This is a genomic window from Dokdonella sp. (assembly GCF_041395345.1).
Lineage (GTDB): Bacteria > Pseudomonadota > Gammaproteobacteria > Xanthomonadales > Rhodanobacteraceae > Dokdonella.
The window spans coordinates 62,701-87,419 of the sequence record NZ_JAWLAR010000001.1 but is presented as its reverse complement, the minus strand read 5'-3'; the positions used below and the strand labels follow the sequence as shown (position 1 = coordinate 87,419).

Genomic DNA, 24,719 nt, shown 5'->3' with positions numbered 1-24,719 from the left:
ATTGGGTGGCTCAATCATTCAGCGGGATCCTTGTCGATGCGAATTTTCAACGTAGTGGTTGTCCCTGTACTACTGCTTGCCCTTGCAAGTGCCTGCAACAAGCAGGAACAAGCCGCCGCGCCCTCGCCTGAAGCCATTGCAGCGGCCAGGGCCCAGCAGGAAGCCAGGGCGGAACAGCATTACGCGATGTACGAAGAAATGCTGAAGGCGGGCAACGCCGAGCTGGCACTTCCGCTCGGTGACGAATTGCTAAAGATGTATCCCGACAGTGCTGCTGCCGCACGCATCCGGCCCGACATCGAGGCCTTGCGCGAGAAGGCGACGACAGAAGGCGAGGCGCGGCGCATGGCACGCCTGTGGACCTACCAGACATCTCCGATGGCCGGTGGAACGCAGAGCACGGCCACGATCTACCAATCCAGTGACGGTGGCGCGAACGGCGATCAGGTGCGTCTCGTCTTTCGCCGGCATACCGACTGGGGTCAGAGTGTGTTTCTCTACGGCAGCGAGCCCGGATTCACTTGCGCGAAGAATTGCCGCGTGACGATGACTTTCGACGGGGGCTCACCGACCAGCATGGAAGGCAGCATTCCGCCAACGGGTGAGCCCGCAATCTTCATCGAGGAAGACAAGGCCTTCATCGCAAGGGTTGGCAAGTCGAAGACCGTGGATATCGAAGTCAGCGAGAAAGGCAAGCCGCCGCGCACCCTGCATTATGAAGTCGGTGGATTCGATCCCGAGAAATTCCTGCCCCTGCCGAAGAAGTAGCAGCGCTGCAGAAACAAGATGAGCTGCACCTGGTCAATGAAGAATTCCGCCAAGATCCTTCATGTTGAGAGTTTTGCGCCGCAAGTAGCCAAGGGCTGTCGCCTGCTGGTGCTTGGCACCGCGCCCAGCGTCAAGTCGCTCGAACTGCAACAGTCCTACGCACATCCACAGAATCTGTTCTGGCCGCTGATGGGCGAGATGTTCAATGCAGGCCCCGAGTTGCCGTATGCCGAACGCATTGCGCGTTTGCAGCGGATGGGCGTTGGCATCTGGGATGTCCTCGAGTCTTGCGAACGCCAGGGCAGTCTCGACAGCGCTATTGTGCGCTCCAGTGAAGTGGCCAATGATATACCGGGACTGCTGATGGCTCGGCCTTCAATCACGGGCATTGCCCTGAATGGCGGCCGCGCCCGGACTTCGTTCCGGCGACTGATCCTGCCGAGGCTAGACGTGGCCGCGCGCGAACGGGTCACTCTGTTCGAGCTGCCATCGACCAGCCCGGCGAATGCAGGAATGACAAGGGCGGAGAAGCGGCGTCGCTGGCAGGCACTGGAGGAATTCCTGACCTGAGAGGGCCAGCATCAAGCCGTCGCAGCGCCTCAGTATCGGCTCGTTCAGCTTCCGCGACACACACTTGCGCCACCCCAACGAGGAGCAATCACCATGACATTCGTCAAGAAAGGTTTCGCCGTATCTGCACTGGCTCTGGCCCTGACCGCAGTGTCTGTTCCGAAAGCAGAAGCAGCAGAGGCACAGCTCGATTGCGAGATGCGCTTCAGCCTGACCGGCTGGTCGGCCATCTACAAGCACTCCGAAGGCACCGGCAAGGTGACCTGTGAAAACGGTGAATCCATGAACGTCAAGATTTCCGCCAAGGGCGGCGGCTTGACCGTCGGCAAGATCCACATCGATGGCGGCAAGGGCACGTTCTCCGATGTCCACAAGATGAGTGACGTTCTCGGCACCTATGCCCAGGCGGATGCCTCCGCGGCTGCCGGCAAGAGCGCCACCGCACAGGTGTTGACCAAGGGTACCGTTTCCCTTGCGCTGGCCGGTACGGGCGAGGGCGTCAACCTCGGCGTCAGCTTTGGCGGTTTCACGATCAGCAAGGCCGACTGAGGGGCGACTCGACTGGCAACCTGAAACGAGCCGCGGCGCTTCGGTGCCGCGGCTTTCTCATGTTCAAAAAGCCAGTCAATTGCGGCATGCACTTGTCGTTCAGCTTGCGGTAGTCTGGCACTCTTCGTATCCAGGGGGAGTGCGGCATGAAGCTGGTCTATCGCGGCATCGTGTTTCTGTTCAGTGCGTTCCTGTTGTTCGGGCTGGCAGGCGCCGAATCCCCTGTTTCGGCCGAGCTGCCAGCGGGGCTGCAGATCCCCGATGCTGCACGTCCCGGCCCGCAATTCGATGTCGACAAGGCCACCCAGGCGTATCTGGATCTGCTCACGCCCGAGCAGCAGGCCAAGTCGGATGCCTATTTCGAAGGCGGCTACTGGTTGCAGCTGTGGGGTTTGCTCTACGGCCTGGTCGTAGCCTGGATCCTGTTGCGCAGCGGGCTCTCGACCGGAATGCGAAATCTGGCTCGTCGGGTCAGTCATCGACCCTGGCTGGTCACGATGATCTACGCGCTGCAGTGGCTGGTGGTGGCAACCGTGCTGGCCCTGCCAATGACGATCTACACCGGATTCTTCCGCGAGCATGCCTACGGCCTCGCCGCCCAGAATTTCGGTGAGTGGTCACTCGACCAGCTCAAGGGCCTGCTGGTCAGTCTTGTCATCGTTCCGCCCGTCATTGCGCTGGCCTATGCCGCGATACGCAAGACGGGACAGCGCTGGTGGATCTGGGCCACCTGCGGCGCGTTCGTGCTGATCCTGTTCATGATGATGATCGCTCCGGTTTTCCTCGATCCGATCTTCAACGACTACAAGCCGCTGCGTCAGGGTGAGGTGCGCGAGGAAATCCTGTCGCTGGCCAGGGCCAACATGATTCCCGACGACAACGTGGTCGAATTCGACGCCTCGCGGCAAACCACGCGGATCAGTGCGAATGTCGCCGGGTTCCTCGGCACCACACGTGTCGCCATGAACGACAATCTGCTTGATCGCACCTCGAAGCCTGAAATCTACGCCGTGCTCGGGCATGAGATGGGCCACTACGTGCTGAATCATGGCTTGCGTCTGGTTACCTACATGACTCTGGTGCTGGGTTTCGGTTTCTGGATCGTCAACCGCTATTTCGATCGCGCCATGGCCCGCTGGGGTGCGCGCTTCGGTCTCGAGGGCCGCGATGATCCCGCTGCGCTGCCCTTGGCGCTGGCCATACTTTCCCTGTTCTTCTTCCTTGCGACACCGCTGACCAACTCCATCATTCGCCAGGCCGAAGCCGAAGCGGACGCCTACGGACTGAATGCCGCCAACGAGCCGCATGGCTTCGCCATGGTCGCAATGCGTCTGTCGACCTACCGCAAGATCAAGCCCGGCCCGCTCGAAGAGATCATTTTCTACGATCACCCCAGCGGCTACGCGCGCGTGCACCGCGCGATGCTCTGGCTCAAGGAAAATCAGGACAACCCGACAGCCAATCGGCCCGTATCCGGTCCATAGGGAGAACTCCGGCTCAGCCCTGATCTTGTCGTCAACAAAAGCAAATTCCGTAGCAATATCGATCGCGACAGCAGCTAGAATGGGCCGCCGCGCCGGTAGTGGGGCCGGATCGGGTCATCCGGTGCCATATCGGCAGTGGTCCATCTGAAAACGGAATCGGGGAGAAAATCTATGAGCATGGGCAAGCGCCTGACGGCGGAATTCTTCGGCACCTTCTGGCTGGTTTTTGGTGGTTGCGGCAGTGCGGTCATTGCAGCGGGATATCCGGAGCTCGGTATCGGATTTGTCGGCGTTGCCCTGGCCTTCGGCCTGACAGTGCTGACCATGGCCTATGCCGTCGGTCATATTTCAGGGGCGCACTTCAATCCGGCCATCTCGTTCGGCCTGTTGTTCGGTGGTCGGTTCAGCGCGAAGGATCTCGCGCCCTACGTGGTGGCACAGGTGATCGGAGGCATAGCCGCCGGCGGCGTTCTCTACCTGATCGCCAGCGGAAAGGCCGGATTCGATGCCTCGGCCGGTTTCGCCTCGAACGGTTTCGGCGAGCATTCACCCGACGGTTATTCGATGCAGGCTGCGCTGATGATCGAGATCGTGCTGACCGCTTTCTTCGTCCTCATCATCATGGGTGCCACGGACAAGCGGGCGCCGGCAGGATTCGCCCCGATCGCCATCGGCCTGGCCTTGACCCTGATCCACCTGATTTCGATTCCGGTCACGAATACCTCGGTCAACCCCGCCCGCAGCACGGGTGTGGCCCTGTATCAGGGCAGCTGGGCAATCAGCCAGCTCTGGCTGTTCTGGCTGGCGCCCCTGGTCGGCGGGGCCATTGGCGGGCTGATCTACCGGTTTCTGCTGGAAGACAAGCGGGCACACTGAAATCGGGCACGGAAGGGCGCGTCGAGCGGAGCTCGTCGCGCCGTCCTCCGGTCGAGAGGGACTGCGGCCCCGTACATTTGACACATGCGCGGTTTAAACCCGCGTGTGACCCTTCGCATCCAAGCTTCATATCCCGATGCAAGGTGAGTCCGTCATGAAAACCCTTCCCGTCGTCGCCGCGGTCAGCCTCGTGCTCGCCCTGTCCGCACACACCGGCCATGCAAAGGTCCAGATAGATGGCAATCACTGCGATGTCGAAAGCCGCTATTCCACGAAGATCGAGGCCGGTCGCATCGCCTTCACCGACGACAAGTCGAAACAGGTCGTGGCGATCCTGCCCGGTGGCGTTCTTGAGGTCGACGGCAAGGCGTTGAGCCTTGATGCAGCAGACCAAACCCGCGTTGTCGAACTGGATCGCGGCGTACGGGCCCTGGTGCCCGAAGCCAAGGCGCTGGCTGTGGAGGCCGTGGGAATTGCCTTCGAAGCGGTGGCACATGTTTCGATGGCATTTGCACCCAGTGCGCAGGCAGCGCGCGAAAGCGCCGAGCGAATTGCGCGCACGGCCGACGAAATCAAGCAGACCATCAACGACCGCGATGTCTGGGGCCCGAGTTCCGAAAAGGAAGTCGAGGACCTGATCGAAGGTGCAGTGGGCTCCCTGATCGGTGAGATGGTGGGCAATATCACTGCCCAGGCCATCGCCGTGGCCTTCAGCGGTGACGAGTCGGCCGTAGCGGAGCTCGAGGCGCGCGCGTCATCGATCGAAACAAATGTCGAGAGGGTTGTCGAGAAGCGCGCCAAGGCGCTCGAAGCGCGCGCTGACGAACTGTGTCGTCGGGTTCAGGCTCTTGATCGTATCGAGGCATCGGTTTCCGCACGCATGCCTGATGGCTCGGCATTGAACCTGGTTGAAGTCAGCCTCTAGTTGCAGTGCTCTCTTCTTCGGCGCGTTTCGCCTTGTCGAGGGTTTCCTGCCAGCGCGCCTTCTCTTCGGGTTTTCCCCAGGCACCGTATAGCTTGATGTAGTTCTCTATCAGCTCAAGCGTACGCGAATGCCTGGGGCCAAATCCCGGTGCGCCAAGAAAGATGGCGTAAGCAGCATCGAAGTGGGTTTCGGCCTCGGCATATTTCCCGGCGGAAACGAGAACGCTGCCAAGTGCGGCGATGAAGATCGCACGTGCCGGATGCTCGGGAGGAAACGCATTCTGCAGGTGCGCGATGCTCAGTCGCGCATGCTTCTCCGCGCCAGCGATGTCGCCCGCGTCACGCAAGAGCAAGGCCAGGTTGCTTTCGCCGGCGACGCTGAGATAGTGGTCGGGGCCATTGATCTTCAGATTGGTTGCCAGCACGCGCTCGTAGTACGGACGCGCCTCCTCGTTGCGATCCTGTTTACGGATCGCGCTGCCGAGATTCGAGACCAGCACCATGGTGTTTGGATGCTCGGGCCCGAGCCTGGATTCGGTTAGTTCCAGGGCTGGCCGCAACAATGCTTCGGCCTCGGCATACTTTTCCTGTTCGAGGTAGGTGACGCCAAGGCCGGTGGTGAGGTCCAGGGTTTTTGTATGGGTCGGGCCGTAGCGTTGCGTGTATCGTTCGAGTACGAATTTGAATAGCGGCTCCGCTTCCGCGTATCGATCGACACGCGCATAGTTGGCACCCATGCCACGCTGAGTTTCCAGCGTGTCGTCGTCGTCGATGCCGAAGGCCGCTTGTTGAAGAGCGAGTACTCGCTGGTAGCGCTTGATGCTGGTTTCGAATTGCCCTGCGCCCTGCTCGTGCCAGGCCAGACGGCTCTCGATGTAGAGCCGGTCGCGATCCGTCTCGGGCAGGTCCCGCACTTCCTCGAGAGCCTGGCTGGCTAGAACTCTACTCTGCTCGAAGTGACCGAGGTTGCCATCGGCGTCGGCCTCGGCCAGCAGCAGGCGGGCCCGTTCTGCCTTCGGACTTCCTGCCGAGATGGCCGCAGTTCGTGCTGCGGAGAAGTGCTCGGCAGCCAGCGCATACTCGCCGATGGCTGCGTAGCTGCGCGCAATTGTACTTTCGATCGTGCTGCGTACCGCCGGCTGGTCCCCCAACTCGGTACCGGCGCGAGAAGCTGCCGAATCGAGCATCAACCGCATCAGGCTGCGGTCGAGACCCTTGGCGCGGTCGGGATCGATACCGGCAATCATTTCCTGGACGAAGGCGGCCACCTGGGCTGCCTTGTCTGCTTCGATGCGGGCCAGTTCCGCAGCGACTTCGGCGCGGCGCTGTCCCTGTACGGCCATGATGGTCCCGGCAATCAGGGCCAGTGCGGCGACACCGGTGGCGAGGATGCCGAGTCGGTGTCGGGCGATGAACTTTCGCGCGGCATAGGCGCGGCTGGCCGGCATGGCCGACAGCGGTCGATGCTCCCTGTAGCGTTCAAGGTCCTGTCCGAGTGCCGCTGCGGATTCGTAGCGATCGGCTCGATCCAGTGCCAGCGCCTTGCGCAGGATGGCGCGCAGTTCCGCCGGCAGTGTCCGGGCAGCGTTCAACAATGCATGTGCACTGGGTGTAGCGCTGGGGGCCTCGGCTTCGCCGGCCAGTGCGGTCAACAGGGTCTGGTGCGGCGCATGCGTGGAATGGTGCGCGTCCGAGGTCAGGGCACGCGCATCGGAGTGCGTGAGCAGTTCGCAAAGCATCACGCCCAATGCATAGACATCGGTACGTGTATCGATGTCGCGATGTTTTGATCCGGCCTGCTCGGGACTCATGTAGATCGCGGTGCCCGCATGATCGCTGGTGTTGCGCGACACCACCGGACCACTGTCGGACACGCTGCCACCAATGGCGATGCCGAAGTCGATGATCTTGGGCATCGGTATTCCGTCGATGGCCTGGACCAGCACGTTGTCCGGCTTCAGGTCGCGATGAATGACGCCCTTCTGATGCGCATGTTGCACGCCCTGGCAAATGCGCACGAACAAGGCGATGCGCTGGTCGCGAGTGAGCCCGTTGGTTCGGCTGAACTCGGTAAGCGGCACGCCTTCGACGTATTCCATTGCAATGTAGGCATGGCCCTCGTCGGTCGTGCCCGCATCGAAGATCTGCGCGATGGCCGGGTGCTGCATCTGCGCCAGCGCCTGGCGCTCGACTTCGAACCAGGCCAGGGCGAGAGGACTGGCAATCTGCTGACGAATCAGCTTGAGGGCAACGTCGCGATGGACCGGGGCCGTCTGTTCAGCCAGATAGACCTGGCCCATGCCGCCTTCGCCGAGAGGACGTCGGATCTTGTAGGCGCCGAGGCGGGTTCCGGGCGCCATCGACTCGGAATTGCCGCTGTCCCGCGCGGAGCCCTCGAATTCGGTTGCCGCCGTTGCCGACGAATCCTCGCCTTGATGCATTCGAAGCCCCCCTGTTAGAGATTCGATGGGATCAGTGGTGATTGGCCCTGTGCTCGTCGGATGCCTCCCGGCATGGCCCGCAAGCACGAAGAGCTGACGCACATGGTCTCACAGAGGTGAGAGGACGGTTGGGTTGCGGGGCCGACCCGCTGGACGGACCGCCCCGGCGCTGCCACCGCCGAGGCCCGGTCTGCATGCCTCGTCTGCGAGGCAGCGCCGCGACTGAAGCCCGCTCGCGCAGGCCGTCTGTCTACCAGACGCCCGTATTCGGCATTGACACCCAGGGTTCACAGGGCTCCCGGGAATCGCCCTTCTGCAACAACTCGATGGAAATCAGATCGGGCGAGCGTACGAAGGCCATATGGCCGTCGCGTGGCGGACGATTGATGACGACGCCGGCGTCCATCAGGCGTTGGCAGGTTGCATAGATGTCGTCCACCTGGAAAGCGAGATGGCCGAAATTGCGCGCGCTGCCGTAGTCCTCGGCATCCCAGTTCCAGGTCAGCTCGATCTGCCCGCGATCTTCGTCTCCGGGTGCGGCAAGGAAGACCAGGGTGAAGCGACCCTTCTCGTAGTCGTTGCGGCGAATTTCCCTGAGGCCGAGCTTGTTGCAGTAGAAATCCAGCGAGGCATCGAGATCGCGCACGCGCACCATGCTGTGAAGAAATTTCATGGGTTCCTCCTGGTCCTGGATCAACGCTTCGACGAATCGTTCACGCCCACTCGGTCAAGCCCTCGATCTTGTAGAGCTGCTGCCAGGACGGCCTTGCCTTGATCCGCTGGGCCAGCGCAGCAATGGCTGGCCATCGATCTGCCGGCTTCGGCATGTTGCGCGACCAGCGCATCAGCATCGTCGCGTAAAGGTCGAGCAGGCTGAAGGAGTCGCCGAGCAGGTAGGGCCCTTTTCCGGTGAGATGCGCGTCGAGCCGATCCCAGACCGCCTCGATGCGGCGCTGCGCAAACTCGCGCATGGCATCGGCCTGATCGGCTGGCCCGAAGTCGGTGGGGTAGAACCACTGGCGAAACGCAGGTTGCAGGGTATTGGCCAGATGCAGGGTCCATTGCAGGTAGAGCCCGCGTTGCTCCGATCCCGTGATCGGAGCCATGCCTTTCTCTGCATGGCGTTCGCCCAGCAGCAGCATCAGCGCCGCGCATTCGTAGATCGGCGCACCGTCGACAATCAGGGTAGGCACCACTCCGGCCGGATTGAGGCGAAGGTACTCCGGGTTCTTTTGCGCTTTCGAATCGAAATCGATCAGGCGCAACTCGTGTGGTACATCGAGTTCCAGCAAGCTCAGGTGGACGACCATGCTGGCCGCACCGGGAGAGTAGTAGAGGGTGTACATGGGTTGAGGGCCGGGAATGGGGAATGGGGAATAGGGAATGGGAAACGCAAGAGTCGTCGACTTTCGCAGTCAATTGGGGCCGACTGGCGCCCTGCAGTCTACCGCTTGAGCTTCCCCAGGATCGACATCTGACGCTCAAGCCTGGTAGCCGAAAGATTGTGGGCGGCGGGAACCCGGCTCTGCGCATTCCCCATTCCCGATTCCCCATTCCCGGCTATCAGCCCTTCGCCGCTCGCGATTTCAGCCACGCAGCGTATTCATCCAGATCGCCCTTGAACTCCTCCACCTTGCCGTCGGAAACGCGCCAGAAGGTTTCGCAGACCAGGCCGATCAGGTGGCGATCGTGCGAGACCATGACGATGGCGCCGGGGAAAATGCTCAAGGCTTCCGCCAGGGCTTCACGCATTTCCAGATCGAGGTGATTGGTCGGCTCGTCGAGCAGGAGCACATTTGGCTTGCGCCAGGCGATCAGGGCCAGGGCCAGGCGAGCGCGTTCGCCGCCGGAGAAGCCGTCGACGTTTTCGAAGGCACGGTTGCCGGCGAAATTCCAGCGTCCGAGGAAGTCACGGAACTCCTGTATCCCGGTGCCCGGCGCAATGTCGCGCAGATGATCGATCGGCGACTGCCCCTCGTGCAGCGACTCCACCGTGTGCTGGGCAAAGTAGCCAAGTTCCATATCCGGATGTGCGCTGCGCTCTCCGGCAAGCACGGGCAATTCTCCGACCAGGGTCTTGACCAGGGTCGACTTGCCGGCCCCGTTCGGACCCAGCAGGCCGATGCGGTCGCCGGCCTCGAGGCCGAAGCCGACCTTGCTCAGGATCTTCACATCGCCGTAGCCGGCATCGACCTTGTTCAGTCGGGTCAGTGAATTGGGCAGCTTGACCGGGTCGGCGAAATTGATGCGGATCTGGCGTTCGGCGCGAACGGCTTCGGTGCCGCTGAGCTTGGCCAGGCGCTTGACCCGCGATTGCGCCTGCTTGGCCTTGGCGGCCGAAGCCTTGAAGCGGTCAATGAAGGATTGCAGATGGGCGCGCTCGGCCTGTTCCTTCTCGAAGGCGATTTGCTGCTGGCGCAACTGCTCGGAACGCTGGCGCTCGAAACTGGTGTAGTCGCCGGTATAGAGCTTGGCTGTTCCGTCGTGCAAATGCAGCATATGCGTGCCGACTCCGTCGAGGAACTCGCGGTCGTGCGAGATCATCATCAGCATGCCGGGATACTTGAGCAGCCATTGCTCGAGCCAAAGCACCGCATCGAGATCGAGATGGTTGGTCGGTTCATCGAGCAGCAGCAGGTCGCTCGGCATCATCAGCGCGCGGGCCAGATTCAGACGCACGCGCCAGCCACCGGAGAATTCCGATACTGCGCGTTGATGGGTGTCGGAGGAAAAGCCGAGCCCGTGCAGCAACTTGCCCGCGCGGGCGGAGGCGTCGTAGCCATTGATCTCGGCCATTTTCTGGTGCGCGGCGGCGACGGCATCCCAGTCTTCGGCGGCCATCGCGGCAGCTTCGGCCTGCAGCACGGCATGGACTTCGCTGTCGCCGGAGACAACGAAATCGATGGCCGCATCGGGAAGCGATGGCGTTTCCTGGGCGACGCAGGCAATACGCAGCTTCGGCGATTTCTCCAGGTCGCCCGAATCGGCCTCGACCTCACCGAGGATGGCGGCGAACAGGCTGGTCTTGCCGCAGCCGTTGCGCCCGACCACGCCGACACGCCAACCGGCGTGCAGGGCGATATCGACCCTGGACAGCAGCAGGCGCTCGCCACGGCGCAGGGCGAAGTTGCGAAAGGAAATCATCAGGCGGTGTTCCGGAAGTGCGTTGTGTCGGACCGGCGCTTGCCGGCGCAGGCCGCACGGGCGAAAGGGCAGCCGATCATTGTACGGGAAGCACGAACAGGTATCAGCCCTGCAAGGAGACGGGCCGTTTATGGCAGGGAACCGACCTGGCGCGGACCCATGCCTTGCGTCGTTCCGGTGCAGGCTGGGGCGCTTCTCGGCAGCCGCATCGAGTTCCCTTGCCATCAACCGCACACCCGGAAAAAGCCGGATCCCTGCCTTCTCGGGATGTCGAGCCCAGACGCAAGGCCATTCCACGCCTTGCGGGTTGCTCACTGGCGGTTGGCGTATCGGCCCATCAAGGCGACAATGCGGGTTCGCTAACCTGAATGACCTTATCTGGAGCAGCCTGATGGCCAGCCACGAAGTCAAAGTCCCCGATATCGGCAACTACTCCGGTATTCCCGTCATCGAAGTACTGGTGCAGCCGGGTGACACGGTGGCAAAGGACCAGGGGCTGGTCACGCTTGAATCGGACAAGGCCACCATGGAAGTGCCTTCTTCGGTGGCAGGCGTGGTCAAGGAGCTCAAGGTCAAGCTCGGTGACGAGATTTCCGAAGGAACGGTGGTGGCGATCGTCGAGGCGGAAGCTGCAGGGGACACCGGCAAGAAGGCAGAACAGGCCAGCCCTGTCGCGGCGGACAAGCCCGCGAAGGCCGAGCCGGCACCCGCGGCGAAGAAGGCGACCATCGATACCAGCAACCCGGCGCGCTTGAGCGAGCTCGAGTCGGCCGCGCTGTCGCCTGACAGCGATCCCGAAATTTCCGGCCCGCAGTCACCGCCCGTCACGTTCGGGGCTGACAGCGTGATGCCGGACAGGATTCCGCATGCCAGCCCGGCCGTGCGCCTGTTCGCGCGCGAACTGGGCGTCGACCTGCTCAAGGTCAGTGGCAGCGCTCGCAAGGGTCGGATCACCCGTGAAGACGTGCAGAATTTCGTCAAGCGTGCATTGTCCTCGGGACCTTCACGCGCGGCGGCCTCTGGCGGCGGCGGTGGCCTCGACCTGCTGCCCTGGCCGCAGGTCGATTTTGGCAAGTTCGGCGACATCGAATCCCGGCCGCTGTCGAAGATCAAGAAGATTTCGGGCGCAAACCTGGCCCGCAACTGGGTCATGATTCCCCATGTCACCCAGTTTGATGATGCCGACATCACCGATCTCGAGGCACTGCGCGTCAGCCTCAACAAGGAAAACGAAAAGGCCGGGATCAAGCTGACCATGCTCGCCTTCCTGATCAAGGGCATGGTTGCCGCGCTGAAGAAGTATCCCGACTTCAATGCCTCGCTGGATGCCAGCGGCGAAAACCTGATCCTGAAGAAATATTTCCATATCGGCTTCGCTGCCGATACGCCGAATGGCCTCGTTGTTCCGGTCATCCGCAATGCAGATCAGAAGGGTGTCATCGAGCTTGCGCAGGAAAGCGGTGAGCTGGCCAGGAAGGCACGCGACGGCAAGCTCGGCCCGGCCGACATGTCAGGCGGCTGCATTTCGATCTCGAGCCTCGGCGGCATTGGCGGCACCGCATTCACGCCGATCGTCAATGCGCCCGAGGTCGCCATCCTCGGCGTCTCGAAATCGGCAATGAAGCCGGTCTGGAACGGCGAGAAATTCAAGCCGCGCCTGATACTTCCGATGAGCCTCAGCTACGACCACCGCGTCATCGATGGTGCCTCGGCCGCACGCTTCACCGCATACCTTGGCCAGGTACTGGCCGACATGCGGCGCGTGCTTCTCTGACCCAACCGAAAGGATCTCGCCATGTTGAAGAATGCCGTTCTATTCGTTTCGCTCGCGTTGTTCAGTGCGTCCTCGTTCGCCGGAAATTCTCCGCAGAAACCGGTTGACGAAAAGATCACGCTGTCCATCGAACTCCTGCGACTGGTGAATTTCGATGAAACCATGAAAAGCATGCAGGATCAGATTCGCGGCATGCTCGAACAGCAGTTTGATACCTATACGACTTGCGAAGCAGCCAGGCCGGTACTGCGCGAATTCTCGGCGGAAATGACCAACATGATGATGGGAACGTTGAACGATGAAGGCATGAAGGTCGATGTCGCCGCGGTCTACGCGGAAGTATTCAGCGTTGAGGAATTGCGTGAGATCAATGATTTCTACCGATCACCCCTCGGCAAGAAGATGATCGAGCGCATGCCGGAGCTGATGCAGAAATCCATGATGATCACCCAGAGTCGCATGAAGTCGATGATGCCGGAGTTGCAGGCACTCGGAGAAGATTACGCCGTACGTGTCCGGGCTGCAGCCAGGACCTGCGAACAGGCCGCCGAATCTGCCGATCCAGTGAACGAAGAATAGTCTGACGCCGACTTCCGTCCCGACAGCGCACCCAAGGAGCTCGCAGTGGCAACGACAGAGATCAAGGTCCCCGATATCGGCAACTACAGCGATATCCCGGTCATCGAAGTACTCGTGAAAGCGGGCGATACGGTCAGGAAGGATCAGGGTATTGTCACGCTCGAATCGGACAAGGCGACCATGGAAGTGCCGTCGCCGGCGGATGGCGTGATCAAGGAAGTAAAGGTCAAGGTCGATGACACGGCGAGCGAAGGCACGGTCGTGGCGATTCTGGAAACGGACGCTGCGGCTGCGGCGGAACAGCCGTCGCCGAAAGCCGATGCGCCAAAAGTTGAATCTGCCGGCAAGTCCGAACCCTCGGCAACTACTCCAGACGTTGCGCTGACTCCTCCATCCATGGAGTCGTCACCCGCCCCTGCGGGCCACCCTCACCCGGGGGGAGACGGAAAAAGCGCGCCGAAAGCCGCTTCGGCGAGTGGACGCAAGGCCGATATCGAGTGCCAGATTGTCGTGCTCGGTTCCGGTCCCGGTGGTTACACCGCGGCATTCCGTGCTGCCGATCTTGGCCAGGACACGGTGCTGATCGAGCGCTATGCGACCCTGGGCGGCGTCTGTCTCAACGTCGGCTGCATTCCGTCCAAGGCATTGCTGCATGCGGGACGCGTGATCGAGGAAGCCGCGCACGCCGAAGACATGGGTATCAGCTTCGGCAAACCGGAGATCGATCTCGACAAATTGCGCGCGAACAAGGACAAGGTCGTCAAGCAGTTGACCGGCGGCCTCGCCGGCATGGCCAAGCAGCGCAAGGTCACGGTCGTGCAGGGCACCGGCAAGTTCATCTCCGCCAACGAAATCGAAGTCGACGGTGCCGATGGCAAGAAGCTCGTGCGCTTTGAAAAGGCGATCATCGCCGCGGGTTCACAGGCAGTGAAACTGCCGGGTTTCCCGTGGGATGACAAGCGCATGATGGATTCGACCGATGCGCTCGATCTCACCGATATCCCGAAGAAACTGCTTGTGGTCGGTGGCGGCATCATCGGCCTCGAAATGGCCTGCGTCTATGATGCACTCGGCAGTGAAGTGACGGTCGTCGAATTGCTCGACCAGCTCATGCCCGGCGCCGATACCGATCTGGTGCGGCCGCTGCAGCAGCGCTTGAGCAAACGCTACGCCGGCATTCACCTCAAGGTGAAAGTCGCGAAAATCGAGGCTGGCAAGAAAGGCCTTACCGCGACCTTCGAAGGCGACAAGGCGCCGGAACCGCAGACCTACGACCGCGTCCTCGTTGCAGTGGGCCGCTCGGCCAATGGCGGCAAGGTCAATGCCGAAGCAGCTGGCGTCAAGGTGACGGAGCGCGGATTCATTCCGGTCGACCGGCAGATGCGCACCAATGTTCCGCATATCTTCGCGATCGGCGATCTGGTCGGACAGCCGATGCTCGCGCACAAGGCCACGCATGAAGGCAAGGTCGCCGCTGAAGTGGCTGCTGGCGAAAAGAGCGAGTTCGTCGCCCGCGTGATTCCTTCGGTGGCCTACACCGATCCGGAGATCGCTTGGGTCGGTCTCACTGAGGCCGAGGCGAAGAAGGAAGGCATCGCCTACGGCGTCGGCAAGTTCCCGCACGCCGCTTCCGGTCGCGCGATCGGCATCGGTCGCACCGAGGGCTTCACCAAGCTGATCTTCGACGAAGCCAGCCATCGCGTCATTGGCGCCGGCATCGTTGCGCCGAATGCAGGTGATCTGATCGCCGAGATCGGCCTCGCCATCGAAATGGGCTGCGAAGCGTCCGATATCGGCCTGACCATCCATCCGCATCCGACCTTGAGCGAATCAGTCGGCATGGCCGCGGAGGTCTACGAGGGCACGATTACGGATCTGTATATTCCGAAGAAGAAGTAGGTTTTTCAGCTAGGCCCGAAAACTCGGCTTTGCCACCAACATGGACGTTCTTGCATGCGCCCAGAACTGATTGCAATCCTGCTATTGACTGCTCCGGTCGCAGCGCTTGCTGTGCCAGAAAAATGCACGCCATCCAGCTACGCGAAAGTGCAGCCCCTCAAGTACCCTGCGCAAGCAGTGGCCGCGAGAATCGAGGGCAAGGTATTGGTGGAAGCCGTTGTCGAAACCGACGGTTCGCCAGGCCAGCTCGCAGTGCTCGAAAGTAGCGGTAACACGGATCTTGACCAGGCTGCGCTCGACAGCGTTGCCGAGTGGCGATTCAATGCGATGCAGTGCGACGGCAAGGCAACCCGCTCGACTGCAGTGGTACCAGTGGAATTTGCGCTTTCGAGCAACTCATCGGAAGGTTCGGTGGGCACGCTGATACCGCGTTCGCCAGGAGGCGCTGGCTATGCGCTCGCATTCGACTGGCGCACCGATCCGCAACCTTTGGAGTTTACTTCGCTCAAGGATGGCCTGCAGTATCTGCGGAGCCAGCCCGGCATCAGCGAGCGCCGGACCCCCAACGGTTCACGCTTCACCCGGGAAGATGGCGCACTTGTTTGGGATTTGTTCGAAACGCGAGATGCGTCCTCTCCGGCTGGCCCCAAGCAGCTGATACTCAGACAGCGCTGGACCGACACACTCGATGCGCGAGTCTTGCTGATCGGTGCAATCTGTCTCCCGACGCCGACGTGGTGTCAGCAGGAAATCAACCGACGGGTCGCCGACATTTTGAATCAAGGGCCCCCATAATCGGCATCGCAACGTGATTGATGGATCGCAATTGCTTCGCGCTCAAGCCTCAGGTTCGGCTGTCATTTCCTCATGCATCTTCTCGAGATCCTCGATGGTGCTCTCGAGGGCGTCATAGAACTGGCCCTGCCGATTCATCAGGTCTTCGATCTTCGCCGTCTGCTTGAGGCTCTTGAGCTCGCCTTCGAACAGGATCCATGAAGCGGTCAGGTGTTCGACATTGGCTTTCGAGTAGTGCCGCATTTCCTTGAACTGGGCGAGCGTATCCGCGAGGTGATCAGCGGGAGTCTTGCTGGATTCGTCCGACATGGATGCTCCTCCTCGGTGACGTGGTGGCCTTCCACGAACCTGCCCAGTATTGACGTCCGATGCTGAACGCTCCGCTTCCGGGGCGGCCAGCGAATCCTCGAATCGGATCGCTCCGCCGAGCCCGGGCAATGCGTTTCGTGCGCGTGTATCCTTGACGCCGCGGCCACTTGATCAGTGTTGCCTTTAGTCGACTGTGTTGCCCATCAACCTTGAAGGAGAGCTTCCATGAATCGTTCGTTTTTCAGGTCCCTGTCTTTTGCCGTCGTGGTCGGTGCCTCGGGATTCTTCGCCACGCAGGCTCTGGCCGCTGAAGACATCGTCGAGTCGGCGCGACAGGGCTGCCAGGCCGATATCGACTCGTTCTGCAAGGATGTGACAGCGGGTGAAGGTCGCATCCTGGCCTGCCTCGGTGCCCACGAAGACAAGCTGTCCGCGCGCTGCACCTACTCGCTGTTCGATGCCAACGCCCAGCTCGAGCGGTTTGCCGCGGCAATGGCCTACGTTGGCGTCGAGTGCAAGGCGGACCTCGAGAAGAACTGTGCCGGCATGGAGATTGGCGATGGAAGGTTGGCCAAGTGCCTGCAGGCGCACCAGGCAACGCTCGCTCCGGGCTGCAGCCAGGCCATGAAGGATACCCAGCTCAAGGTCGATTGACGGTTTTCTTGCAAATCGGCCCCGCCCGCCGTGTGCGAGCGGGGCTGGTTCGTCAGGTTTTCAGTTGGCCTGCCAGTTCCAGCGTAGGCCCAGCATCACGTTACGACCCGGTCCGGGTTCGTAGTAGCGCCCGTTGCCATCGTTGACGATGACCGAACCCACGTAGCGCGTATCGAACACGTTGCCGATGTCGAGGAAGGCGCGCAGGGAGCCCGACGGTCTGCGCCAGCCGTAGCCGGCACCCACATCCAACAGGGTATAGCCCGGAGCGGCTTCACTGCCGACGTCGTTGACGACCGTGCTGCCGATACTTTGCATGGCTGCCTCGAAGCGCCATCCGACATCGCCGCCATGCGTGACCGCCAGGCGCAACATCGATTCGGGTATGCCGGGAATGCGGGAATCTGCGGCAACCGCTACCGACGGTTGCGTGCACGGGACGCTGCTGCAGGCGAGAAAGCTCGACTGGAAGCGCGCATCGATAGCCGTGAAGGCTAGATCGAGCGACCAGCGCTCGCCAAGGTCGGCATGCAGAAAGGCTTCGATGCCCTGGCGTCGCGACTGGCCGACATTGCGATAGGTGGAACGACCGTTGGCGTTGGTCGCAACCGCGATTTCGTCATCGCTATCCGAACGGAATGCAACGATCTCCGTTTCAAGGACGTTGCTCCAGCGCTGCTTCATGCCCACCTCGAAGTTGCTGGAGCGTGCGGGCTCGAGGTCGAGGTTGAGGCCGGCGCCACCATCGCTGCGATAGCCCAGTTCGGCGAAGGTCGGTGTTTCGAAGCCCTCGCCCCAGGCCGCATAAAAGCGCAGATCGGTCGAGGGTTTCATGAGTACGCCCAGCACCGGTGCGGTTGCGCTGTAGTCACGCTGGCCACTGTCATCCGGGTTGGCGTCGCTGATGTAGTCATCGTCAACACGAAAGCGGATCCTGCTATGGCGCAGCCCCGCATCAAATGACCAGGACGGCGTTGGCGACCAGCTGAGTTGTGCGTACTCGTCGACATTGCCTGCGCGATTGGTTTCGTCGCGACGCAGGGTCCCGCGAACACCGAGTTCGTCTCCGGAAAAATTCTCGTAGCCGCGGCGCCGCTGGTGCTGGCCTTCGAAGCTGGTTCCGACAGCGAGTGACGCGGTGTCGCCGCGCCAGGTCCAGCGCAGGTCGCCACCGGCATAGTCGCCGTCGAGATCGATGACGCCACCGGCGCGCAGCGGATCGGCTTGCAGGAATACCGGAATGGCGAGGTATTGCTCGACTTCGCGATGGCCACCATAGGCCATCACGCGCAGACCCTGGTTTGCATTGATCGCGTGCTCCCAATGCAGGCCGAGTTGCTGCTGCGCGACTTGCTTGCGCGTGTTGAACAGCTCGGCAGCGGCTGTTGCCTGACCGGGATCGTCCTCGAGCTGCTCGCGGTCAAGGCCGAGGGGATCCTGCGCGTACGGAATCGAAACCGCGTTGGCGACGATGGTCAGGCTGTCGTGTTCGCCAGGATTCGAAGTCAGTTTCGCATTGAGAATGTCTCGGCGCGCGGCGCTGTGGTCGCGATAGCCGTCGGTCTTGAAGCCGCCCAGATCAAGGTTGTACCCGACTGCTTCGTGTCCGCCCCGCAGATTCGCGCCAAGGATCGCGGTGCCGAAACTTCCGGCCATGGCGCGACTGCGAAGCTGTGGCGGTCCTTCGCCGTCGGCGCTGTGCACGGCGATGACGCCGCCGGAGGAATTGCCGTACAGGGCCGAGAACGGACCGCGCAGGACCGTGATGCGATCCGCCGAGGCGAAATCGAAATGCGAGATCTGACCCGATCCGTCCGGCATGGTTGCCGGAATGCCATCGGCGTACAGGCGTATTCCGCGAACACCAAAGGTGGAACGTGAGCCGAATCCGCGAATCGATACCTGTTCGTCCTGGGCCAGGTTGCCGCGGTTGCGCACGGCAACGCCCGGTACAAGGGCGAGAAATTCCGACAGGGTGACACCGGCAGAATCCTGTTCCGCACTGTCGAGTTGCACCACTGACAATGCCGCGGGCGTGTCGAAAGCCGAGTTGTCCGACGCATCCGCATCCGCGTTTACATTGATGGCGGGCAATACGCCCTGTGCCAGGATCCAGCCCGGCCACAGAATGCCTGCAGCCAATGTCCGCCTGATCCGGCGCAGCATGGACGAGCTGCGAATCACGGTTTCGACGCTGCGGTGGGTGGGCTCTGGTTTGGTCATGGTGCGAACGAGGAGCAGACTACCCGTGCACGGATCAGGCCGATTCAGCAGGCTCTGCCGGCGGCGGATCGGCGTCGGTGCCCTCTGTCCTGGCAGGACTGTCGCTCTTCAGATGCATGGCCATGATCTCCCAGCCAGTGCGTGCGGGCGGGTCGTCGCTGGAGGTGAAAGGCAGCAAGCGCTTTTTCGGGTCGATCGCAAATAGCGGGATGGCGAGGCCTTCGCTGCGCTCGATCAGGTTGGCCAGGGTGTAATTTTCCTTGAGCTTGCTGGTCTTGATGACGGCGCCGCTGTCGAGGGCCTTTTCCAGCGTCAGGTCATCGATCCGGTCGTCGAACAGCCACGGCATTTTCAGACTTCCGCTCAGCGTCATCTGGGCCTTGTCGCGATCCTCGCTGGTGCGCAGCGCATAGACCCCGTCGGTGCCGAGTTCGGAGCGGTAGTGCAGGCAGGCCAGCGTATTCTGCGCAGGCCGGTTGCTCATGGCGAGCAGACGGGCGACGCCGCTCAAGTCGAGATGGTGGTCGGCATGATCGGAGACGATGCTGCCGAAATACGTCTTCAGCCCGCCCATCCGTGCACGCTTGAGCGCATCCCAGTTGCTGTCGGCCAGGGTCACGTCGAATCCGGCTTTCTTGAGGGACTCGCCAATCGCGACAGCGACCTTGCCCGAGCCGACGATGATCACGCCGAGCGGTTGTTCCTCGGCCAGTTTCCAGGCAAGAGCCAGTCGACGTGACGTGAAGCTCTGGATCAGCACGCTTGCAATGATGATGCTGAATATGGCCGGCACAAGCAGATTGCCACCCGGTACCTGTTCGACTTCAAGTCGCAGTGCGAACAACGAGGCAACCGCCGCCGCGACAATGCCGCGCGGGCCAATCCAGGCAATCAGGCCGCGTTCGCGCATGGACAGCTTGGAACCGGTGGCGCTGGCGAATACCGCCATCGGCCGGGCCACGAAGAACACCGCAAACAGGAACAGGGGAAAACCCCAGCCCAGGGTCTGGAAACTGCTCAGATCCAGGCGCGCAGCGAGAATGATGAAGAGCAGGGAGACCAGCAGGACGGTGAGGCTCTCCTTGAAGTTGAGCACGTCTTCCATGTCCAGGCCGCGGGTGTTGGCCAGGATCACGCCCATGACCGTAACCGCCAGCAGGCCGGCTTCGTGGGCCAACATGTTGCTGGCCGTGAAGGCGCTGAACAGGACGGCCAGGGTCACGACGTTGCGCAGATACCACGGCACCAGATGGCGCTTGAGCAAGCCGCCGAGCAGCAGCGCGGCGACGACACCGATGACCGTGCCGGACACGACCAGCTTGCCCAGCACCCAGCCGATCTCGGTGTTGTTCACCTTCATTGCAAATTCGAGCGCAATGACCGCGAGGATTGCTCCGATCGGATCGATGATGATGCCTTCCCAGCGCAGCACCTTGTCGATCACTGGCGTCGGCCGGATGGCGCGCAGCATCGGCACCACAACGGTCGGGCCGGTCACGCTGGCAATCGTTCCGATCAGGAGGGCGACACCGATCGGAGCGCGCAGGAAATAGAGGGCGCTGGCCGTGATCACGAAAATATTGATCGCTGCGCCCAGCGTGACCAGATTCAGAATCGGGCCGCGCAAGCCGTGGATTTCGCGGAAGCGCAGTGTCAGTGCGCCTTCGAACAGGATGATCGCTACGGACAACGAGGCGAAAGGAAACAACAGGTCGCCGAAAACGGCGTCCGGGTCGAGCAGATGCATCACCGGGCCGACCACGATGCCGACACCGAGCAGCAGCACGATGGCCGGAAGGCGCACCCGCCATGCGATCCACTGGGCCAGCACGCCGAGAACGACAATGCCGGTCAGGGTCAGGGGAATCGGAATATTCTCGATCATCGCAGGGGGCATTCACGCCTGTAGGCAGGCGGCGATCATACCGAGTTGGAGATTGCTCCGTTGCGTCAGCACGATCTGGACGTCGATGGACGCGGGCGCGCTAGCCTCCGGGGCCCGCTCAATCAGGCTCGGCCCGGTCTCGCGTCTTGCCGCGATCCGGCGCGTCGCTCAGCGCGTCCTGCAGCGCATCGTTACCGGACAATTCCTTGCGCTCGCCCTCGCTCAGATCACCCCTGGATCCGGATTTGCCGCGTTTGGGTTTCTGGTTGCGCCAAAGCTCACGGGCTTCCTCATCGGTCGCACTGAAAAGACTGCGAACATGCAAGTCGCGCTGCGGGAACGGAATTTCAATCCCGTGTTCGGACAGAGCGTCTTCGAGAGCCCAGTAGTAGGCGGCCTGTACGGCACCCGGCCGATTGACTGCATCTGCCGTGAGCCAGACAACGAGCTCGAAGTCGAGGCTGCTGTCGCCAAATCCCACCAGCCAGACTTGCGACCGCCGCGGGCCTTCGCTTGCGAACGAGAACGGAACCGCGGCCGCCGCTTGCAGGGCGGCTTTCTTGACCAGCTCCTTGTCGCTGCCATAGGCAACACCGAACTTGACCTTGATGCGGCGAGCCGTGTCCCGCAGCGTCCAGTTGGTCACCCGGCCATTCACGAACTCGGAATTGGGCACGAGGATGTCGATATTGTCGTTGGTGGTTACCCGCGTGGAACGGATGCTGATGTCGGTGACTTCTCCGGTGACGCCGGATTCGAGTTCGACGAAATCTCCGATCTTGAGGCTGCGCTCGAACAGCAGGATCAGGCCCGAGAAAAAGTTGTTGACGATGCCCTGCAGGCCGAAGCCGATGCCGACGCCGAGCGCGCTGGCGAAGAAGGCGATCTTGGTCAGGTCCAGTCCGATCGCGGACAGGGCAAAACTGATGCCGATGGCAATCAGCAGGTAGTGCAGCACGCGCCCGGCGGCGTAAAGCGCAGGGCGGCTGACTTCGGGACGCCGCTTGCCGTAGCGCTCCAGGCCCTGACGCAACCATTTCGAAGCGAACCAGGCCGCGAGCAGGATCAACAGGACGCGCAAGATGCCGCCCGGTGTTATGGAGATCTCGCCAATCTCGAACAGCGGGTAGGCAAGCACCGCTTGCACGCCGACGAGCAACTCCGCGACCGGACCTTCGGCAGTCGCGGTCGAGGGCTCTGGCGCGGCCGGCTCTTCCGCAGCGGGCGGCGGACTGGCCGGCGTCGAGGTCGCCGGTGAGGGATCGAAGATTTGTGCGCTGGCCGGTGCGGGGAGGGTCGCCACGGCCGCCAGGACGAGACAGAACAAGATCAGGCCTGCGCTGATGCGCAGCGGCACGTATCCCGAACCGGCGAACTGTCGACTCATGCCGCTAGCCTACCCTATCGCCCGCGTGGAGCCAGCGAGTCCGTTCAGGATTCAGTCGGACCCTGGATCAAAATCCAGCGCGGCAGAATTCAGGCAGAAACGCATCCCGGTCGGCTTCGGACCATCCGGAAAGACATGGCCAAGATGGCTGTCGCAGCGCGCGCAGCGAATCTCGACTCGGATCATGCCGTGGCTGATGTCGCGTATCTCGCGCACATGTTGCGGATCGAACGGGGCGAAGAAGCTCGGCCAACCCGTGCCCGAATCAAACTTGTTCTCCGATCTGAACAGCGGCAGCGAGCACAGCTTGCAGACGTAGTGGCCCTCCTCCTTGTTGTCGAGCAAGCCACCGCAGAATGGATGCTCGGTGCCGTGATCGAGCAGGATGCGGCGCTCCTCGGCCGTGAGCTTCTGCGCCAGGCGCTCGCGTTCGGCCGGATCGATGGGCGTGATGTCATGGCCCGATGCGGAAGTGGTCACGAGTTCGAGCCTTTCAGCTTGTCGCTGAACTGCTTGCGCAACTTGGCTACCTTGGGCGCGGCAACGGCGGCGATATAGCCTTGTTCCGGATGCAGCTCGGCATAGTTGTGGTGGTAGGCCTCGGCTTCATGGAATTCTTCCAGTGGAACGACTTCCGTGACGATCGGCGCATTGAATACGCCGGCAGCATCGAGCTGTGCAATGTATGCCTCGGCCACGAGTTTCTGTGCAGCGTCGGTGGTGAAGATCGCCGAGCGGTACTGGCGACCGCGATCTTCGCCCTGGCGATCCTTCTGGGTCGGATCATGCGCAACGGCGAAGTACACCTTGAGCAGCTGGCCAAAGCTCGTGCGCGTCGGATCAAAACGGATCGAGACCACTTCGGCGTGGTTGGTCGTGCCGGTGCAGACGGTCTTGTAGTCCGCATTGTGCGCGCCATCGCCGCTGTAGCCCGAGGTCACCGAATTGACTCCGTCGATTTCCTTGAAGACGGCCTCGACACACCAGAAGCAACCGCCACCCAGAACGGCATGCTGCTCGCCATGGGCCGAAGCGGGATCAATGTCGCGCTCGGGGTTGGGAAAGTCGCCACGCGCGATGGCGAGATTGGCACCGGGTATTTCACAGACGAGGTTCATGGGAATTCCTTGCTGGCAGACCTGGCCTAATGCGCCCGGCGTGCAGGTTTTTCAAGCGCGGGGACAGTAGCGTGCCGGCATTGTCGCCGGGAAGCCCTGCTGCGGCATGGCCGGCGGGTTGTCCGCGGCTTCCATTGATCGCTACAGTAGCGCGACGCCGCGGCACGCATCGCGCTGCAGCTTGGCCACTTCTGGAGCATGCATCATGAAAACCCGAGCCGCCGTTGCATGGGAAGCCGACAAGCCGCTGTCCATCGAGCAGGTTGATCTGGACGGCCCGAAGTCCGGCGAAGTACTGGTTCGCATTGTTGCCACCGGTGTCTGCCATACCGACGCATTCACCTTGTCGGGCGCCGATCCCGAAGGCATGTTTCCGGTCATTCTCGGCCATGAAGGCGGTGGCATTGTCGAGGAAGTCGGCGCAGGCGTGACATCGCTGAAACCGGGTGATCACGTCATTCCCCTGTACACGCCGGAATGTGGCGCCTGCAAGTTTTGCCTGTCCGGCAAGACCAACCTGTGCCAGGCAATCCGCACCACCCAGGGCAAGGGCGTGATGCCGGATGGAACCAGCCGGTTTTCGATGAACGGCAAGCCGATCCTGCATTACATGGGCTGCAGCACCTTTTCCGAATTGACCGTGCTGCCCGAAATCGCGCTGGCAAAAATCAACAAGGCGGCCCCGCTGGACAAGGTTTGCCTGCTCGGCTGCGGCATCACGACGGGAATCGGTGCGGTTCTGAACACGGCAAAGGTCGAGGCGGGCGCCAGCGTTGCGGTGTTCGGATTGGGTGGTATCGGCATGTCGGTGGATTCAGGGTGCCGTGATGGCCGGGGCCGGCGCATCATCGCCATCGATACGAATCCGGCCAAGGCCGACATGGCCAAGGCGCTCGAGCCACTGATTTCGTCAATCCGAAAAGACTATCCGGATAGCGCGATCCAAGCAGGTCATCGTCGACCTGACCGTAGATGGCGGTGTCGACTACTGTTCGGGAATGCATTGGCAACGAATGTCATGCGTTCGGCACCGAGTGCTGCCACAGCTGGGGCGAATCGATCATCATCGGTGTGGCAAGTGGGCGCCGGACAGGGAGATTTCCCGACGCGACTCTTCCAGCTGGTCACCGGACGGGTCTGGCGCGGTTCGGCCTTGCGGCGTCAAGGGTCGCACGCAACTGCCGGGCTATGTCGACCAGTACATGGCCGGCAATCTGAAGATCGACGAATTCGTCACCGAAGTCATGCCCCTCGAAGACATCAACCGCGCCTTCGACCTGATGCACGACGGGGCAAGGGGTGATCCGCTCGGTGATCCCGCTACTGAGGGGCCTAGTTGT

The 24,719-nt window shown here is 61.9% G+C and carries 19 protein-coding genes and 3 pseudogenes; 12 read left to right on the top strand and 10 right to left on the bottom strand.

The window, feature by feature from the left end; all coding sequences use genetic code 11:
• Window positions 1–36: 36 nt before the first annotated feature.
• The 6 genes from R3F00_RS00370 to R3F00_RS00345 all read left to right on the top strand — a co-directional run bounded on the left by R3F00_RS00370 (window position 37) and on the right by R3F00_RS00345 (window position 5,172).
• Window positions 37–768: a hypothetical protein gene (locus R3F00_RS00370; RefSeq protein WP_371279702.1), complete on the top strand. Its 732-nt coding sequence runs from the start codon at window positions 37–39 to the stop codon at window positions 766–768.
• Between the two features lie 36 nt (window positions 769–804).
• Complete coding sequence (locus R3F00_RS00365) at window positions 805–1,338, top strand: DNA-deoxyinosine glycosylase (protein ID WP_371279701.1); 534 nt, start codon at window positions 805–807, stop codon at window positions 1,336–1,338.
• 93 nt (window positions 1,339–1,431) lie between these two features.
• Complete coding sequence (locus R3F00_RS00360; RefSeq protein WP_371279700.1) at window positions 1,432–1,887, top strand: hypothetical protein; 456 nt, start codon at window positions 1,432–1,434, stop codon at window positions 1,885–1,887.
• A gap of 146 nt (window positions 1,888–2,033) precedes the next feature.
• Window positions 2,034–3,371 carry a M48 family metallopeptidase gene (locus R3F00_RS00355; protein WP_371279699.1) on the top strand — a complete coding sequence of 446 codons (1,338 nt, stop codon included), beginning with the start codon at window positions 2,034–2,036 and terminating at the stop codon, window positions 3,369–3,371.
• A 171-nt stretch (window positions 3,372–3,542) separates the two neighbouring features.
• Entirely contained in the window at window positions 3,543–4,247 is a 705-nt protein-coding gene (gene aqpZ, locus R3F00_RS00350; RefSeq protein WP_371279698.1) for an aquaporin Z, read from the top strand.
• 154 nt (window positions 4,248–4,401) lie between these two features.
• The gene (locus R3F00_RS00345) at window positions 4,402–5,172 is read left to right on the top strand and encodes a DUF2884 family protein (protein ID WP_371279696.1); all 771 of its coding nucleotides are present in this window, start codon (window positions 4,402–4,404) and stop codon (window positions 5,170–5,172) included.
• Here the strand turns inward: R3F00_RS00345 and R3F00_RS00340 are convergent.
• From R3F00_RS00340 to R3F00_RS00325, 4 genes and pseudogenes are all read right to left on the bottom strand, one after another.
• Window positions 5,162–7,612 (bottom strand): tetratricopeptide repeat protein, encoded by a 2,451-nt coding sequence (locus R3F00_RS00340; protein WP_371279694.1) that lies wholly within the window; start codon window positions 7,610–7,612, stop codon window positions 5,162–5,164. The genes R3F00_RS00345 and R3F00_RS00340 overlap by 11 nt on opposite strands.
• Before the next feature lie 250 nt (window positions 7,613–7,862).
• Window positions 7,863–8,285: a VOC family protein gene (locus tag R3F00_RS00335; RefSeq protein ID WP_371279693.1), complete on the bottom strand. Its 423-nt coding sequence runs from the start codon at window positions 8,283–8,285 to the stop codon at window positions 7,863–7,865.
• 40 nt (window positions 8,286–8,325) lie between these two features.
• Window positions 8,326–8,958 (bottom strand): glutathione S-transferase family protein, encoded by a 633-nt coding sequence (locus R3F00_RS00330; RefSeq protein ID WP_371279692.1) that lies wholly within the window; start codon window positions 8,956–8,958, stop codon window positions 8,326–8,328.
• A gap of 226 nt (window positions 8,959–9,184) precedes the next feature.
• A pseudogene (locus R3F00_RS00325) lies at window positions 9,185–10,756 on the bottom strand (ABC-F family ATP-binding cassette domain-containing protein); the annotation flags it as partial.
• Window positions 10,757–11,159: 403 nt separating this feature from the next.
• Between R3F00_RS00325 and aceF the strand changes: the two are divergent.
• From aceF to R3F00_RS00305, 4 genes and pseudogenes are all read left to right on the top strand, one after another.
• A pseudogene (gene aceF, locus R3F00_RS00320) lies at window positions 11,160–12,530 on the top strand (dihydrolipoyllysine-residue acetyltransferase); the annotation flags it as partial.
• Window positions 12,531–12,551: 21 nt separating this feature from the next.
• The gene (locus R3F00_RS00315) at window positions 12,552–13,109 is read left to right on the top strand and encodes a DUF2059 domain-containing protein (protein ID WP_371279691.1); all 558 of its coding nucleotides are present in this window, start codon (window positions 12,552–12,554) and stop codon (window positions 13,107–13,109) included.
• 45 nt (window positions 13,110–13,154) lie between these two features.
• Window positions 13,155–15,008 carry a dihydrolipoyl dehydrogenase gene (lpdA, locus tag R3F00_RS00310; protein ID WP_371279689.1) on the top strand — a complete coding sequence of 618 codons (1,854 nt, stop codon included), beginning with the start codon at window positions 13,155–13,157 and terminating at the stop codon, window positions 15,006–15,008.
• A gap of 147 nt (window positions 15,009–15,155) precedes the next feature.
• A complete protein-coding gene (locus tag R3F00_RS00305; protein ID WP_371279688.1) occupies window positions 15,156–15,803 on the top strand; it encodes an energy transducer TonB in 648 nt (215 codons plus the stop codon).
• 42 nt (window positions 15,804–15,845) lie between these two features.
• Here the strand turns inward: R3F00_RS00305 and R3F00_RS00300 are convergent, their stop codons facing one another.
• A complete protein-coding gene (locus R3F00_RS00300) occupies window positions 15,846–16,112 on the bottom strand; it encodes a hypothetical protein (protein WP_371279687.1) in 267 nt (88 codons plus the stop codon).
• Window positions 16,113–16,337: 225 nt separating this feature from the next.
• On the opposite strand from R3F00_RS00300, the gene R3F00_RS00295 reads away from it, so the two are divergent.
• Window positions 16,338–16,766: a cysteine rich repeat-containing protein gene (locus R3F00_RS00295; protein WP_371279686.1), complete on the top strand. Its 429-nt coding sequence runs from the start codon at window positions 16,338–16,340 to the stop codon at window positions 16,764–16,766.
• A gap of 60 nt (window positions 16,767–16,826) precedes the next feature.
• Here the strand turns inward: R3F00_RS00295 and R3F00_RS00290 are convergent, their stop codons facing one another.
• The 5 genes from R3F00_RS00290 to msrA form a co-directional block, all read right to left on the bottom strand.
• On the bottom strand, window positions 16,827–18,989 hold the full coding sequence (locus R3F00_RS00290) for a TonB-dependent receptor family protein (protein WP_371279685.1): 2,163 nt from the start codon (window positions 18,987–18,989) through the stop codon (window positions 16,827–16,829).
• Between the two features lie 34 nt (window positions 18,990–19,023).
• Window positions 19,024–20,874, bottom strand: a complete 1,851-nt coding sequence (locus tag R3F00_RS00285; RefSeq protein ID WP_371279684.1) for a cation:proton antiporter — start codon at window positions 20,872–20,874, stop codon at window positions 19,024–19,026.
• Between the two features lie 118 nt (window positions 20,875–20,992).
• Entirely contained in the window at window positions 20,993–22,261 is a 1,269-nt protein-coding gene (locus tag R3F00_RS00280) for a mechanosensitive ion channel family protein (RefSeq protein ID WP_371279683.1), read from the bottom strand.
• Window positions 22,262–22,312: 51 nt separating this feature from the next.
• The gene (gene msrB, locus R3F00_RS00275) at window positions 22,313–22,714 is read right to left on the bottom strand and encodes a peptide-methionine (R)-S-oxide reductase MsrB (RefSeq protein ID WP_371280021.1); all 402 of its coding nucleotides are present in this window, start codon (window positions 22,712–22,714) and stop codon (window positions 22,313–22,315) included.
• A 23-nt stretch (window positions 22,715–22,737) separates the two neighbouring features.
• The gene (msrA, locus tag R3F00_RS00270) at window positions 22,738–23,379 is read right to left on the bottom strand and encodes a peptide-methionine (S)-S-oxide reductase MsrA (protein ID WP_371279682.1); all 642 of its coding nucleotides are present in this window, start codon (window positions 23,377–23,379) and stop codon (window positions 22,738–22,740) included.
• A gap of 205 nt (window positions 23,380–23,584) precedes the next feature.
• Here msrA and R3F00_RS00265 point away from each other — a divergent pair.
• Window positions 23,585–24,671: pseudogene (locus R3F00_RS00265) on the top strand (S-(hydroxymethyl)glutathione dehydrogenase/class III alcohol dehydrogenase); the annotation flags it as partial.
• Window positions 24,672–24,719: the final 48 nt, after the last annotated feature.

Excerpts from the sequence above, each read along its gene's own strand:
- R3F00_RS00340 (WP_371279694.1), bottom strand. The coding sequence starts at position 7,612 with ATGCATCAAGGCGAGGATTCGTCGGCAACGGCGGCAACCGAATTCGAG.
- R3F00_RS00370 (WP_371279702.1), top strand. The coding sequence starts at position 37 with ATGCGAATTTTCAACGTAGTGGTTGTCCCTGTACTACTGCTTGCCCTT.
- R3F00_RS00330 (WP_371279692.1), bottom strand. The coding sequence starts at position 8,958 with ATGTACACCCTCTACTACTCTCCCGGTGCGGCCAGCATGGTCGTCCAC.
- R3F00_RS00360 (WP_371279700.1), top strand. The coding sequence starts at position 1,432 with ATGACATTCGTCAAGAAAGGTTTCGCCGTATCTGCACTGGCTCTGGCC.
- R3F00_RS00355 (WP_371279699.1), top strand. The coding sequence starts at position 2,034 with ATGAAGCTGGTCTATCGCGGCATCGTGTTTCTGTTCAGTGCGTTCCTG.
- R3F00_RS00300 (WP_371279687.1), bottom strand. The coding sequence starts at position 16,112 with ATGTCGGACGAATCCAGCAAGACTCCCGCTGATCACCTCGCGGATACG.
- R3F00_RS00345 (WP_371279696.1), top strand. The coding sequence starts at position 4,402 with ATGAAAACCCTTCCCGTCGTCGCCGCGGTCAGCCTCGTGCTCGCCCTG.
- R3F00_RS00365 (WP_371279701.1), top strand. The coding sequence starts at position 805 with ATGAAGAATTCCGCCAAGATCCTTCATGTTGAGAGTTTTGCGCCGCAA.
- R3F00_RS00280 (WP_371279683.1), bottom strand. The coding sequence starts at position 22,261 with ATGAGTCGACAGTTCGCCGGTTCGGGATACGTGCCGCTGCGCATCAGC.
- R3F00_RS00285 (WP_371279684.1), bottom strand. The coding sequence starts at position 20,874 with ATGATCGAGAATATTCCGATTCCCCTGACCCTGACCGGCATTGTCGTT.
- aqpZ (WP_371279698.1), top strand. The coding sequence starts at position 3,543 with ATGAGCATGGGCAAGCGCCTGACGGCGGAATTCTTCGGCACCTTCTGG.
- R3F00_RS00295 (WP_371279686.1), top strand. The coding sequence starts at position 16,338 with ATGAATCGTTCGTTTTTCAGGTCCCTGTCTTTTGCCGTCGTGGTCGGT.
- R3F00_RS00290 (WP_371279685.1), bottom strand. The coding sequence starts at position 18,989 with ATGACCAAACCAGAGCCCACCCACCGCAGCGTCGAAACCGTGATTCGC.
- msrA (WP_371279682.1), bottom strand. The coding sequence starts at position 23,379 with ATGAACCTCGTCTGTGAAATACCCGGTGCCAATCTCGCCATCGCGCGT.
- R3F00_RS00315 (WP_371279691.1), top strand. The coding sequence starts at position 12,552 with ATGTTGAAGAATGCCGTTCTATTCGTTTCGCTCGCGTTGTTCAGTGCG.
- R3F00_RS00335 (WP_371279693.1), bottom strand. The coding sequence starts at position 8,285 with ATGAAATTTCTTCACAGCATGGTGCGCGTGCGCGATCTCGATGCCTCG.